The 13356-nt window shown below is 69.8% G+C and carries 15 protein-coding genes and 2 tRNA genes; 11 read left to right on the forward strand and 6 right to left on the reverse strand.

Going from position 1 to position 13356, the window contains the following annotated elements; all coding sequences use genetic code 11:
* Both ACZ6H8_RS13830 and ACZ6H8_RS13835 read right to left on the reverse strand, forming a co-directional pair.
* On the reverse strand, window positions 1–527 hold a 527-nt coding region (locus ACZ6H8_RS13830; protein ID WP_464147469.1), incomplete at its 3' end, for an alcohol dehydrogenase catalytic domain-containing protein.
* 38 nt (window positions 528–565) lie between these two features.
* The gene (locus tag ACZ6H8_RS13835) at window positions 566–1543 is read right to left on the reverse strand and encodes a diacylglycerol/lipid kinase family protein (RefSeq protein WP_464147470.1); all 978 of its coding nucleotides are present in this window, start codon (window positions 1541–1543) and stop codon (window positions 566–568) included.
* A gap of 22 nt (window positions 1544–1565) precedes the next feature.
* On the opposite strand from ACZ6H8_RS13835, the gene serS reads away from it, so the two are divergent.
* The 5 genes from serS (at window position 1566) to ACZ6H8_RS13860 (ending at window position 5246) form a co-directional block, all read left to right on the forward strand.
* Complete coding sequence (gene serS / locus ACZ6H8_RS13840) at window positions 1566–2828, forward strand: serine--tRNA ligase (RefSeq protein ID WP_464147471.1); 1263 nt, start codon at window positions 1566–1568, stop codon at window positions 2826–2828.
* Window positions 2825–3640, forward strand: coding sequence for an HAD family hydrolase (locus tag ACZ6H8_RS13845; protein ID WP_464147472.1), 816 nt, complete (start codon window positions 2825–2827; stop codon window positions 3638–3640). Before serS ends, ACZ6H8_RS13845 begins: the two co-directional genes overlap by 4 nt.
* Before the next feature lie 91 nt (window positions 3641–3731).
* A tRNA-Ser gene (locus ACZ6H8_RS13850) sits at window positions 3732–3816 on the forward strand.
* 37 nt (window positions 3817–3853) lie between these two features.
* On the forward strand, window positions 3854–5089 hold the full coding sequence (locus ACZ6H8_RS13855) for an LCP family protein (RefSeq protein ID WP_464147473.1): 1236 nt from the start codon (window positions 3854–3856) through the stop codon (window positions 5087–5089).
* Window positions 5090–5156: 67 nt separating this feature from the next.
* A tRNA-Ser gene (locus ACZ6H8_RS13860) sits at window positions 5157–5246 on the forward strand.
* Between the two features lie 261 nt (window positions 5247–5507).
* On the opposite strand, the gene ACZ6H8_RS13865 is transcribed toward ACZ6H8_RS13860, so the two are convergent.
* Both ACZ6H8_RS13865 and ACZ6H8_RS13870 read right to left on the reverse strand, forming a co-directional pair.
* Window positions 5508–6071, reverse strand: a complete 564-nt coding sequence (locus ACZ6H8_RS13865) for a hypothetical protein (RefSeq protein ID WP_464147474.1) — start codon at window positions 6069–6071, stop codon at window positions 5508–5510.
* A gap of 69 nt (window positions 6072–6140) precedes the next feature.
* Window positions 6141–6353, reverse strand: a complete 213-nt coding sequence (locus ACZ6H8_RS13870) for a hypothetical protein (protein ID WP_464147476.1) — start codon at window positions 6351–6353, stop codon at window positions 6141–6143.
* Between the two features lie 495 nt (window positions 6354–6848).
* Here ACZ6H8_RS13870 and ACZ6H8_RS13875 point away from each other — a divergent pair, with 495 nt between their 5' ends.
* From ACZ6H8_RS13875 to ACZ6H8_RS13890, 4 genes are all read left to right on the forward strand, one after another.
* Window positions 6849–7802 (forward strand): manganese catalase family protein, encoded by a 954-nt coding sequence (locus ACZ6H8_RS13875; RefSeq protein ID WP_464147477.1) that lies wholly within the window; start codon window positions 6849–6851, stop codon window positions 7800–7802.
* A gap of 98 nt (window positions 7803–7900) precedes the next feature.
* Window positions 7901–9046 carry a zinc-dependent alcohol dehydrogenase gene (locus tag ACZ6H8_RS13880; RefSeq protein ID WP_464147479.1) on the forward strand — a complete coding sequence of 382 codons (1146 nt, stop codon included), beginning with the start codon at window positions 7901–7903 and terminating at the stop codon, window positions 9044–9046.
* A gap of 21 nt (window positions 9047–9067) precedes the next feature.
* Window positions 9068–9637, forward strand: a complete 570-nt coding sequence (locus tag ACZ6H8_RS13885) for a hypothetical protein (RefSeq protein WP_464147480.1) — start codon at window positions 9068–9070, stop codon at window positions 9635–9637.
* A 234-nt stretch (window positions 9638–9871) separates the two neighbouring features.
* Window positions 9872–10123 (forward strand): hypothetical protein, encoded by a 252-nt coding sequence (locus tag ACZ6H8_RS13890; RefSeq protein WP_464147482.1) that lies wholly within the window; start codon window positions 9872–9874, stop codon window positions 10121–10123.
* A gap of 76 nt (window positions 10124–10199) precedes the next feature.
* Here the strand turns inward: ACZ6H8_RS13890 and ACZ6H8_RS13895 are convergent, their stop codons facing one another.
* Window positions 10200–10580 (reverse strand): hypothetical protein, encoded by a 381-nt coding sequence (locus tag ACZ6H8_RS13895; protein ID WP_464147484.1) that lies wholly within the window; start codon window positions 10578–10580, stop codon window positions 10200–10202.
* A 247-nt stretch (window positions 10581–10827) separates the two neighbouring features.
* Between ACZ6H8_RS13895 and ACZ6H8_RS13900 the strand changes: the two genes are divergently transcribed.
* Window positions 10828–11424: a hypothetical protein gene (locus ACZ6H8_RS13900; RefSeq protein ID WP_464147486.1), complete on the forward strand. Its 597-nt coding sequence runs from the start codon at window positions 10828–10830 to the stop codon at window positions 11422–11424.
* 115 nt (window positions 11425–11539) lie between these two features.
* Window positions 11540–11824 (forward strand): hypothetical protein, encoded by a 285-nt coding sequence (locus tag ACZ6H8_RS13905; protein WP_464147488.1) that lies wholly within the window; start codon window positions 11540–11542, stop codon window positions 11822–11824.
* A gap of 799 nt (window positions 11825–12623) precedes the next feature.
* Here the strand turns inward: ACZ6H8_RS13905 and ACZ6H8_RS13910 are convergent.
* Complete coding sequence (locus ACZ6H8_RS13910) at window positions 12624–13226, reverse strand: MarR family winged helix-turn-helix transcriptional regulator (RefSeq protein WP_464147490.1); 603 nt, start codon at window positions 13224–13226, stop codon at window positions 12624–12626.
* Between the last annotated feature and the right edge of the window lie 130 nt (window positions 13227–13356).

Raw genomic sequence — 13356 nt, forward strand, 5'->3', positions numbered from 1 at the left:
CCGCGCGCGCCCCACACCGCCACCCACTCGCCCGGCTGCAGGCGGGCGCGCGCGGTGAGCGCGCGGAACGCCGTCGCGAACCGGCAGCCGAGGCTCGCAGCCGATGCGTCGTCGACGCCGTCCGGCAGCGCCACGAGGTTCGCGTCGGCGCCGCGCACCGCGACGAGCTGCGCATGCGAGCCCGCATGCGTGAAGCCGGGCTGCGTCTGCGCAGGGCACACCTGCGCGTGGCCCGCGAGGCACCACGCGCACGTGCCGCAGCCGTGCACGAACGGCACCGTCACGCGGTCGCCCACGTGCCAGCCCGTCACGCCGGCGCCGACCTCGGCGACGGTGCCTGCCAGCTCGTGCCCGGGCACGTGCGGCAGCGTCACTGAGTCGTCGTGGCCTGCCCATGCGTGGCGGTCGCTGCGGCACAGGCCGGATGCGGCGACCCGCACGACGACGCCGCCGTCGGGTGCGTGGGGGCTCGGCACGTCGCGCACGTGCACGGGGCCGCCGAACGTTTCGTAGACGAGGGCACGCATGACGAGGCTCGGTGCGGGGACGGCGGGCGGCGGCGGGTCTACGAGACGGGGCGGGCGATCGGCACGCGCTGCGGCGCCTTGACCACGAGCGCGCCCGGCTGGATGGTGAAGCGCATCGCGATCGCCTCGCCGTACGGGTCGCCGTCGATCTGCACGGGCATCGGCTCGTCGAGGCGAGCGGCGAACGACGTGCACTGGCCGTAGCCGAGGGTCGGCACCGCCTTCTGCGGGCCGATGAGCTTCCTGCGGCGCAGCACGCGCGTGAGCAGCGCGGAGTTGACCGCGACGTACTTCGCGACCTGCAGCCAGCCGTAGAAGTCCTTCGGACGCAGGATCGCCACGTCGAGCCTGCCGTCGTCGATCTTCGCCTCCGGCAGCAGCACGACGTTGCCGGTGAGCGCGCCGCAGTTGCCGACCATGAGCGTGTTGAGGCCGACGCTGCGCTGCTGGCCGCCGTCGACGCGGTAGCGCATCCGCACGCGCTGGATGCGCTGGAACGACTTCACGATCGCGTCGACGTAGGCGAGCCAGCCGACCTTCTTCTTGAGATCCGCGTCGGTGTTCTCGATCATCGCCGCGTCGAGGCCGAAGCCCGCGATGACCGCGAACGCGTGCTTCTGCTTCGCGCCGCCCGGCTCCTCGAACTCCGCCCAGCCGACGTCGATGCGGCGATCCTTGCCGTCGAACGCGGTGCGCACCGAGGCGCGGAGGAACGTCACGTCGATGCCGAGGTTGCGCGCGAGCAGATTGCCGGTGCCGGAGGGCAGCAGCGCCAAGGCGATGTCGGTGCCCGCGAGGATCTCGGCTGCCATGCGCACGGTGCCGTCGCCACCCGCGGCGAGCACGACGTCGACGCCCTCGGCCACGGCATCCTCGACGGCCTTCCTGCCGTCGTCGTCTGCGGCGGTCTCGAACCAGAGCGGCTCGTCCCAGTCGTCGGGCTGCGCGGCTGCGACGGCCTTCTCGAGGGCGCGCAGGTCGGCCTTGACAGGGTTGTAGACCACGGCTGCACGCATGTGCTCACCCTAGACTGGTGCGGTGATCGACCCCTCCCTCTTGCGTGAGCAGCCCGAGTCGGTACGGCACAGCCAGCGCGTGCGCGGCGACTCCGTCGACGTCGTCGACGAGGCGCTCGCCGCGGACGCCTCGCGGCGTGCGGCGATCGGCGAGTTCGAGCGCCTGCGCGCTGCGCAGAACGCGCATGCGTCGCTCGTCGGCAAGGCGTCGAAGGATGAGCGGCCCGCGCTCATCGCGCAGGCCAAGCAGGCCTCGGAGCACGTCAAGGCCGCGCAGGCCGCCGTCGCCGAGGCCGAGGCCGCCTTCGACGCCGTCATGGCCCGCATCGGCAACCTCGTGCACCCCGACGTGCCGGCAGGCGGCGAGGCCGACTTCGCGCTGCTGTCGACGCACGGCACCGAGCGCACCTTCGACTTCGACGCCCGCGACCACGTCGAGCTCGCCGAGGGCCTGCGAGCGCTCGACCTGCAGCGCGGCGTGAAGGTCTCCGGCAGCCGCTTCTACTTCCTCTCCGGCATCGGCATGCGCCTCGAGCTCGCGATCATGCTCATGGGCCTCGACGAGGTGCTCGCCGACGGCTTCACCCCGCTCGTCACCCCCACGCTCGTGCGCCCGGAGGTCATGGCGGGCACGGGCTTCCTCGGCGAGCACGCCGCCGAGGTGTACCGCCTCGCCGACGACGACCTGTTCCTCACGGGCACCTCCGAGGTGGCGCTCGCGGGCTTCCACGCCGACGAGATCCTCGACGTCGAGCAGCCGCTGCGATACGCCGGATGGTCGACGTGCTACCGACGCGAGGCGGGCTCGGCAGGCCGCGACACCCGCGGCATCCTGCGCGTGCACCAGTTCAACAAGCTCGAGATGTTCTCGTACGTGCAGCCCGAGCAGGCCGAGGCCGAGCACGAGCGGCTGCGTGCGCTGCAGGAGCGGATGCTGCAGGCGTGCGAGCTCGACTACCGCGTCATCGACGTCGCAGCAGGCGACCTCGGGTCGTCGGCGTCGCGCAAGTTCGACATCGAGGCGTGGGTGCCCTCGCAGGGCACGTACCGCGAGCTCACGTCGACGTCGAACTGCACGACCTTCCAGGCGCGCCGCCTGCAGACGCGCTACCGCACCGACAGCGGCAAGACGGCTCCCGTCGCGACGCTCAACGGCACGGCGGCGACGACGCGTTGGCTCGTCGCGATCCTCGAGACGCACCAGCAGCCCGACGGGTCGGTGCGCGTGCCCGAGCGGCTGCGGCCGTACCTCGGCGGCCTCGAGGTGCTGGAGCCCGTCGCATGACGCAGCGGTGGCTCGTCGCGCTCGACATCGACGGCACGACCGTGCACGAGGACGACTCGCTGTCTGCACGCGTCGCCGACGCGGTGCGCGCCGTCGTCGACGCCGGGCACCTCGTGGTGCTCGCGACCGGCCGGTCGCAGTCGACGACCGTGTCGCTCGCGGAGCGCATCGGCATCGCCCCTGAGTGGATGGTCGTCGCCAACGGCGCGCTCGTGCTGCGCCGCGAGGGCGACGCGTACGTGCGCGAGCACGTCGAGGTGTTCGACGCCGCGCCCGCGCTGTCGCGCATCGTGCAGGGGTTGCCTCAGGCCCGCTTCCTCGTGGAGGACGCCAGCGGCTTCCGCCGCTACACGCGCGGCATGGACGACTGGAACCTCGAGCATGCCGAGGAGGTCGAGTTCGACGGCCTCACGGTCGAGCCCGCGATGCGCGTCGTCGTCATGAGCCCCGACCACGCCGTCGAGGACTTCCTCGAGATCGTCGAGGGCATGGGCCTGCACAAGGTGTCGTACGCGATCGGCTTCTCGTCGTGGCTCGACATCGCACCCGACGGCGTCAACAAGGCCACGGGCCTGCAGCGCGTCGTGGATGCGTCCGGCATCCCTCGTGAGCGCGTGCTCGTCGTCGGCGACGGCCGCAACGACATCGACATGCTGGCGTGGGCAGCGGAGGGCGGCGGTCGCGCGATCGCGATGGGGCAGGCGCCCGCAGAGGTCGCTGCCGCCGCGAACGAGCGCACCGCCACCGTGGAGGACGACGGCCTCGCCGACGTGCTCGAGCCGCTCGCCGCGCTCGGCTCCGTGACCGCCTGATTCGGGCGCCGCATCCTCAGCGATCTCATAGGGGCCCGTCGGCGGCTCCGGATGCGCGCCCGATACCATGAGCCGTCCGCGCCGCGGACCTGGAGGGCTGTCCGAGCGGCCGATGGAGCCGGTCTTGAAAACCGGTGGGCAGCGATGCCTCGTGGGTTCGAATCCCACGCCCTCCGCGCATCCGCACCCGTCGCCGCACCCGGAAGGAGACCGATGGCACCGCCGAAGATCGTCGACGCGCCCGAGGTCCGACCGCGCCACGGGCGCCTGCGTCGACGGCATCCGGTGCGCCGCATCGTCGGCCTCGTCGCCCTCGGGCTGTCGGTCGTGCTCGTCGCGACCGTCGGCGTCGTCGGGGTCTCGTTCCTGCAGCTGCAGGGCGACATCGAGACCGTCGACCTCGGCGGCGATCCGCCGCCGGCGTTCGCGGAGCAGCAGGGCGGCTTCAACATCCTGCTCGTCGGATCCGACTCCCGCGAGGGGCAGGGGTCGGTCGACGACGGCTACACCGGCGGCGCCCTCAACGACGTGACGATGCTGCTGCACGTCTCCGAGGATCACCAGCGTGCGACGGTCGTGTCGTTCCCGCGCGACCTGCTCATCGACTTCCCCGCGTGCACCGACCCCGAGGGCGGTGCCGACATCCCGGCGGCGCGGCAGCAGCAGCTGAACACGTCGCTCGGTCGCGGCGGCCTCGGCTGCGTCGTCACCGTGGTCGAGTCGATCTCGGGTCTCGAGATCCCGTACGCGGCGACGATCGGGTTCGACGGCGTCGTGAACATGTCGTCCGCCGTGGGCGGCGTGCCCGTGTGCTTCGCCGGCGACATCGACGACCCGTACACGGGCTTCTCGATCACCGAGGGCACGCACGAGATCGGCGGGGAGCAGGCGCTGCAGTTCCTGCGCATGCGGCATGGCGTGGGCGACGGCTCCGACCTGTCGCGCATCTCGTCGCAGCAGGTGTTCCTGTCGGCGCTCATCCGCAAGCTGCAGTCCGATGCGGTGCTCACCGACCTCGGCAGGCTGTACTCGATCGCGCAGGTCGCGACGAGCAGCATGACGATGTCGTCGTCGCTCAACGACGTCGGCACCATGGTGTCGATGGCGCGCGTGCTCGCCGACATCCCGCTCGACACGATGCAGTTCATCCAGTACCCGTCGGCATCGAACGGCACGGGTCGCGTCGTGCCCACCGAGGTCGCCGACCAGGTCATGGCGCTCATCGCTGCCGACCAGCCCGTGAACCTCGACCCGAACGCCGTGGGCCAGGGTGCGGAGGCGACGCCCGATCCGGCTGCGACCGACCCCGCGGCGACGGACCCTGCGGCCACCGACCCGGCTGCGACCGATCCCGCGGCGACCGATCCTGCCGCGACCGAGACGCCCATCGAGGGCGTGCAGGGCACGGATGCGTCGCAGGAGACGTGCGTCGTGCCGTACCAGTTCTGAGCCCGCGCGACCCTGGATCGTCGCCCGCGCAGCGTTTGCTAGAGTTGCCTGCGGCCTCACGGCCGATGGAGACGTCGCATAGTTCGGCCTAGTGCACCACCCTGCTAAGGTGGAGTCCCCTTTGAGGGGACCGAGGGTTCAAATCCCTCCGTCTCCGCACTGACAGAAGCCCCGACCGGATGCCGGTCGGGGCTTCTGCGTTGGCCGCGACGACGCAGTTGCCGACACTCGGGCGACGAACCGCGCTGCGATGGCCTGATCGACGCGATGCGCTCGGCTCTGAGCACAGCATCGACGAGCCGTCCACGGTCGACGTTCTCGGCAACGGCGCCCGCCTCGGCGCGTCCGTCGCAGCGGAGCCGTCGCAGCCTGACGCCGGGACTGAGCTCGGCCGATGCCCGTCTCGACCGTCGCGGTCTCAGCCTCGCGTTCGCATCGTGCGCTCGCGCAGCACGGCGGCCGCCTGGTCGTGGATCGCCTGCAACCGTCGCGTCTGCGCGTCGGCTCGGGCGACGAGGGCGCCCATGTCGAACCCCTGGACTCCACCGGCTGACTCGAGCGAACGCCATCCGGCGCGCTTGCCATGCACCATCATCAGCAACGCCTCGAGCTCGAACAGGTCGGTGGTCGGCGATCGTCGCAGGAATGCGCCGTTGCCCTTGATGCGTCCGATGCGCTCGCCGATCGCAGCGCCGGGCGCGCCGAGCGGATTGCGATGCACGCGCAGCCGCCGCAGGATCTGCTGCTCGGTGCGCAAGTCCTCGCGGACCTGCTCGGCCAGGTGCGCAAGGTCGCTGCCCCATGGGCGTGAGCGTTGGCTGAGCGCAGCACGCCGGAAGCCGCGCACGCCCGCCTGCGCTCCCATCTCGTGGTCCCGCAGATACACGGCGGTCGGTCGTCTCCATCGCATGCCGACAGTCCATCGACCTCGGCGACCGCGGTGCAGGCCCTTGCGGCGCAGCGCTTCATGCGTCAGGGGCACGCGACGCACACGTCGTCGAGCAAGCCTCGCGCCTGCGAACAGACCGCGGTCGACGGACGGACGCACCGGTCACGGTGTCCGCAGACGCAGCAGGGCCGCAACGGCGACCGCCGCATCGAATGCCAGCAGAGCACCCATGACGGCTGCGCCGACCGACCGTCTGCCGCGCAGGTACTCGCGGGCGAACGGGAGGTGCATCGCGCTGTGACCAGCGAGCGGCAGCCATTGGCATCGCGTGCCTCGCGTGCCGAGGATGGCGGCCCCGAGCGTCAGGTCGGTCACGCCCAAGGCGCGTCGTCGGCGGATGCTCGTGGCGTCGAGATGGAGCCAGCGGCCACCGGCGCGGGGTGCAGCGACCAGCAGGGTGCCGAATCCGAGACCGACGAGTCCAACGCCCGTGGAGACGAGGAAGGAGGCGGCATGAGGTGCGGGTGACACGTGAGGATGCTACGGCCCGTCGTGCTGCGACGACACGGGGCTGCGCACGGCATGCGCCAGGTCGGGTGCGCGGTCGCGCCAGACGACGACCTCCCCGCCGTCGCGCTCGAAGACGACCGACTGCTGCGGCTGGGGCGGGACGATCGTGCCGAAGCATCGAGCCCCTCGTTGCGGTTCGAAGCCGGAGCGGAGCCGAACGATGTGCCGCAGTCTGCCCCGAGGCTCGATGGCCAATCCGCGAGCCTAACGATGAGCGCGCTGTCCCGCTACGGGGTACAAGACCGCGGCGAGTCGGACGACCGTGGGTGAGACACCACGACGACACCTTGGAGTCTCCACATGTACTTCCACCTGCAGCAGCTCATCCACCCGATCGTCGAGGACGAGCCGGACCCCGCAGCAGCGAACGCGTTGCAGGAGGGGCTCGGGGGTCAGTTCGGCGAGATGCGCACGATGATGCAGTACCTCTTCCAGAGCATCAACTTCCGTGGGCCGTCGGCGAAGCCGTACAAGGACCTCATCCAGGGCGTCGGCACCGAGGAGATCGCGCACGTCGAGCTCATCGGCACGACGATCTCGCGTCTGCTCGACGGCTCGCCCGAGTATCAGGGCAAGCCGTCGGATGCCGTCGACGCCCCGGGTGCCAAGGGTGCGACGCCGCTGTCGATCGCGACCGACCACTCGAACATCCACCATTACCTCGTCGGCGCGCAGGGCGCGCTGCCCGTGGACGCTGCCGGCAATCCGTGGAGCGGCAGCTACGTGTACAACTCCGGAAACCTCGTGCTCGACCTGCTCTACAACCTCATGCTCGAGTCGACCGGGCGGCTGCAGAAGTGCCGGCTCTACGAGATGACCTCGAACGCGACGGCGCGCGAGACGATCTCGTACCTCATCGTGCGCGACCAGGCGCATGAGAACGCGTACGCGAAGGCGCTCGAGACGCTCGGGGTCAACTGGCGAACCTCGTTGCCGATCCCCAAGACGAACGCCGAGGCCTTCCCTGAGGTCAAGCGACTCGTCGACCTCGGGCTGCAGTCGAAGAGCTACTCCTTCGACCTCGGCGACCAGTCGGAGGCAGGACGCATCTTCCAGGGCGCCTCGCCCTCGAACGACGGCACCGACCTCGACGCGAGCGAGCAGGCGCCCGAGGGTGGCCCGATGACGATCGCGCCCGAGCGACCGGAGGAATTCTCGCCCGGCGTCGACTCCGACCTGCGCGCCCTCATCGAGGCGACGGCCGAGATGGAGATGGCCGACATCGACATGACGTTCGGCGCCATGAAGTCCTGAACGACGCCCACGACGCCCAGAAGGACGAGGAGGGGTCGCGGGCTCGCCGAGGAGGCTGGCCCGCGACCTGCTCCACGAGATGCGAACGAGGAGGACCCATGAAGGCGATGACCTACCGCGGACCGTACAAGGTGCGGGTGGAGGAGAAGCCGGATCCAAGGCTCGAGCACCCCGGCGATGCCATCGTGCGGGTCGACCTCGCCGCCATCTGCGGCTCGGACCTGCACCTGTTCCACGGCATGCTTCCCGATACCCGAATCGGCCACACCTTCGGCCACGAGTTCATCGGCACCATCGAGGAGGTCGGCTCCTCCGTCGAGAACGTGCAGGTCGGGGACAGGGTGATGGTGCCCTTCAACATCTACTGCGGCTCGTGCTTCTTCTGCGCCCGCGGACTGTTCTCCAACTGCCACAACGTGAACGCCAACGCCACCGCGGTCGGCGGCATCTATGGCTACTCGCACACGGCAGGTGGCTACGACGGCGGTCAGGCGGAGCTGGTCCGCGTGCCGTTCGCCGACGTCGGCCCCTCCGTGATCCCGGACGGGATCTCGGATGAGAATGCGCTGATGCTGACCGACGCGTTCTCGACCGGATACTTCGGCGCGCAGCTCGCCGACATCGTGGAGGGCGACACCGCGGTGGTCTTCGGTGCCGGCCCGGTCGGGTTGGCAGCGGCCCGCTCGTGCTGGCTCATGGGTGCCGGACGCGTCATCGTCGTCGACCATGTCGACTACCGCCTCGAGAAGGCGAAGACGTTCGCGTATGCCGAGACCGTCAACTTCGGGCAGGTCGACGACATCGTTCGGCACCTCAAGCACGTCACGGACGGCCTCGGTGCCGACGTCGTGATCGATGCGGTCGGGGCGGAGGCTGATGGGCACGTGCTGCAGCACGTCACGTCGGCGAAGCTGAAGCTGCAGGGGGGCTCGCCGGTCGCGCTCAACTGGGCCATCGATGCCGTTCGCAAGGGCGGCACCGTGTCGGTCATCGGGGCCTACGGGCCGCTGTTCAGCGCGGTCAAGTTCGGCGATGCGGTGAACAAGGGCCTGACCCTCCGCATGAATCAGGCGCCCGTCAAGCGGCAGTGGCCACGTCTGTGGCAGCACATTCGCGACGGTGTCATCGACCCGAGCGAGATGATCACGCACCGCATCCCCCTCGACGACATCGCTGAGGGATATCACATGTTCTCGGCGAAGCTCGACGAGAACATCAAGACCGTCGTCACCGTCGGTTCCTGATCCGAGCAGCGAGGAGGACCCATGCCGTACACATCCGAGAAGCCAGGGCACCGGCCAAGCGCCGACGAGCTTCGCGCTCGCATCCCAGGCTGGGGAGCCGATCTCGACCCCGCCGACCGGCCGGCGTTCCCTCGGGAGCAGCCCGCGATCTCGACCGGAGCCCACTGGGAGCTCCCCGAGCAGCAGACCGGAGGCGGCGACCGCGAACGATCGGTCGAGCATCTTCGCATCACCCCGGTCTTCGGCACCGCCCAGCCTCTGCACGGCGTCGCGGGCGCCATCCGACGCCTCGCGTACGACCGCTACAGCGAAGGGCAGACGCCGCACTGGCTGCTGCTGATCCTCGGCGACCGCATCGACTCCGTCGCGGCGCACGTGCGGTCGTTCGCGACGGGCCGACCCGATGACCCCATCACGCAGACCGGCGTGCTGAGCGAAGCTCGTCGAGAAGGCGTGCGATCGCGCATCCGACAGGGTCGCGTCGACGGCAAGCACGCCTGGCTCGACCCGCTGCTGGTCGCGGGACCGTGGGTGGCTGGCGGGGCGTTGGCCGTCGGCATCCTCGCCCTCCGTGGCAGGCGTCGGGGCTGATGCCCGACGTCTGAGCGGACGGTGTGCCCAGCGCCCTTCCGTGAGCTCCTCGTCCAGCTCGGTCCACGTGACGACCGCCGTCTGCCGGAGTCGCGCCGGAACGGCGTAGACCAAGACGTCTCAGGGTGGTCGGCATCACGTGCCGTGCAGCCCCTTCGCATCTCGACGTGCTGGGATGACGTCATGACGCGCGTGACCCCGAGACGATTGCCGGTTGCCCCGTTCCTGCCCCTGGTGCTCGGAGTCGCACTGATCGCGTTCGGCGTCGTGGCGCTCTTCGCCGGCGTCTGGGGTGGGTATGGTCGCGGCGGAGGTGCGGCGCTCTTCGCGGTGACCATCGGGCTCGTGCTGGTGGTCGTGGGCGCGGTGTCGTGGCGGCCATGGTTCCGCTACCGAACGAGCACGGCGCCGCAGCAGCGGGCAGCCGATCGCGCCGAGATCGCGGCGGCGAAGCGTGCGCGACGCGAGGAGCGACGCGCACGCTGAGCGGCATCGCGGCCAGTCTGGGCAGGTCGCGGTGCGCTCGTGCCGCCTGCTCGCCATCCACCGTCGTGTGCGGCGTTCATCGGCCGATGGCCTCCTGCGCGACGGCTGCGCCGATGAGCACGGGCACGGGCAGGGCCGCCATGCACGCGAGCGGCACCCACCACGCGACGAGGTGGCGACGCAGTCGCACCACCGCCATCGAGACGGCACCTGCCAGCACGAGCACGGGGCCGGCGGTGCCGATCGCGACGCCCGTCCAGATCATGCCCGTCGCGCACGGGCCGCACGCAGCCGTGGTCATCGAGATCAGCAGTCCGAGCGACGACGCGACGCCCGTAGCCGCGAGCAGCGCCACGAGGAGGGTCACCGTGCCCGCGACGTCACGCCGTCGCCGCGTCGAACGTGGATCCTGCGCGTGCACGAGCGGCTGCGGCTGCGGCTGCGACTCGATCGACACGCCTGCAGGGTAGCGAGCGTCGCTGAGCGACGCCGACCGATCAGCGTGAATCGCCGCGGGGCGACTCGCATCGCGTCGACGCCAAGCGCGACGTCGTGCAGCCCATGTGCATCTCGACGTGCTGGGATGCTGTCGTGACGATCGATCCTTCCGGTGGCTGCCGAGCACGAGCGCGCGAGGTGGTCTACGGCCTGCTCAGCAGCGTCACTGCAGCCAGAGTCGTGCCGTCGACGAAGGCGGGGACGTGATGGGTCCGACCGTCCGGATCTTCCAGGAGCTCGATGCCTCAGGAGCACCGAGCCCGATCGAGTTCCTCCAGCCGATCCCTTCACGATTCCCCAGGACGAGTGGGCAGGTCGTGTTCGAGTACCTGCAGCGTCTGCAGCTCGCACGCACCGGGCGGAACGGCGTCTACCGCTACTCGGATCCCGGGCGCGGCAGCGGCTGGCTTCGCGTCGAGGGCGTCGGGCCGATCCTGCTCGACGACCTCGAGCGCCAGGTCGAGGTGCTCGTCGTCAGTCAGCGGATCGGAGCATCGGATCCGCACCAGCAGCCCGAGTTCTTCGGCCAGTCGACCGTCATCCGATCGAGCAACCCGCACATCCAGATCGGCATTGGCGTCGTCCTCGCGATAGCCGGCGCGCTGCTCGCCTTCGCGGCCTTCGCGTCGCGAGCCCCGACCGCGGCGATGATCGTGCTCCTCGTCTTCGGCGTGCTCATCTTCGCTGGTGCGACCGCGGTGATCATCATCGGAGCCCGGCGCCTGGCGTGGTGGCGCCGCGCCCGTGCCGACGTGCGCGCTCGAGGCGAGCGCATGCCCGAGCATCTCCGAATCCTCGACTGACCAGCGAACAGCGCGACCAGGCAGATGCCAGCCATGCGCATCGAGATCACGGCATCGAGCCCTCGCACGAGGCGGTGGATCTGCGAGCGACAGCACGATGCCTCGAGCAGCTGTCATGATGACGACGAGGCAGCGCTCGATCGCGTTTCTTGCTTCATCTGACGACTCGAGCGAGCTTGGTCCCGCTCGACGGTCGTTCTGGATGAACCCGACCGCGCTCGTGCGATTCGAGTACTCGACGCCCATACGCGTCGACGACATCGATGGGTGGCATCTCGATCTGATGCTGGCGTGCGCCGAAGGCTCGGACGGCATCACCCTGAAGGTGGCTTGGCTGCCGGGCTGTCCGGCGCCACGGGCGACCGTCCGCTACGCCGGGTCACCTTTCGAGCGCTGGTAGCCGATCCACGCAGTCGCAAGTAGCTGCCGCATGAGATGCGTGCGCCGTTCCACACTGAGAGTGCCGTCTTGGACGTCGTCGTCAAGCGAAGCGATCGCACGCTCGACGGCGAGCGGAAGAGGGAAATCTTTCAGTGGTTCAACGGCATCCTGGGCCGCGTCGAACCTCGAGTAGAACTGTTTGCGCAGTTCGCTGTCAGACGGTGCCGTCGGCGGGCTCGAAGGGGCTGGGCCGCGCAAGAGCCTCACACGACGCCGATGAGCGTGCGCCGCCGCCTGTACAGGGTCCATCCGTTGATCTTCACCTATCCCAGGTCGGCTATGCCGCGGCAAAGGCGCCACATCGTCCATGCTCAATCGTCGCGCAGGCGTGCCGGCAGGCAGACCTCGCTTAAGGACCCTTCGCTCGAGTGGCGGAAGGCGACAGGCAGGCGTTACTGGCCCGCGAACGCGGACAGCTCTGACGCTTAATGCGTCGGGCATCGAGAGACCGCCGACTGCCCTGACCAGTCCTAGCGGGGTCCAGGGCAGGACTGGCCTACGCCAAGCTACGTCCGTGAATGCAGGATGAGGAGATCGCATTCGATCTCGTACCCCGGCTACGCTTCGAGTCCTTTGTGGAGACTGGGCATGCCGTTGCCGGGCTCTGCAGCGCGTCAGATCGTCTGCAAGGTCGGGGCCTCGTCGCGACCGGCCTTGGGGCTGCTGGACGGCGCAGTCGTGCTGGGGCTAGCCACGCACACCGCGAGCTCGCCGGTGCCGGAGTTCCTTGGCAGCTTCGACGACAGCGGACCCTGTCGCTACTGGTCGAGGGTCTTCGGCGGAGCGTCGTCGATGATGCTTCGCAGCTCGTCGATGAACCTGACCACGAACGCGCCCTGCTCGGTGGTGAGCTTCGCGGCGGCGGTGCGGATGCGGTCGGTGAGGTCGTCGTCGCCCACGAGGTGGTCGTTCCTGCTCGCCGGCAACACGACGCGGCTCCGTCCGTCCTCGGGGTGAGCCTGTCGTCGTAGGAGCCCTCGTGCCTCGAGCCGCCTCAGCGTCTGCGACATGGCGGGGCGGGCGATGCCTACTCGTGCAGCAAGCTCGGAAGGTGTGGCAGGCTCGCCGGCATCAGCGGCCGCGAGCACGTGACGCAGCACGATCCGGTCGAGTGCGTTCGGCTCGGATGCGGACTCGCGGCGACGCTCCAGACGCGCCTCGGCCAGTCGCAGCTCTTCGAGTGCGCGCGCTGCGGCTGGAGCGTCATCCATCAGGGCTCGCATGAGCAGATCGTGGGAGGCCCAGTAGGCGTAGGTTCCGGAGATGAGCCGCGTCCTCAAGATAGTTGCGGCATCCAACCAAACGGGTCCGTGCCGACCACTCAAGTCAAGCATCAAACGATCGAACTGGTTGTCCTGCACAACCAATCGTGTCGCGTCGGCACGCACCCGTCGGAGTGGCCGATCGCGACCGGTCGCGGCGAGGCGGAAGTCGCGGCGCGTGCGCTACGTGCGCTCGTCGATGCTTCTGGCGATGCGCTCGAGCGCGTCC

It is taken from the genome of Agrococcus sp. AC640b (assembly GCF_979255995.1).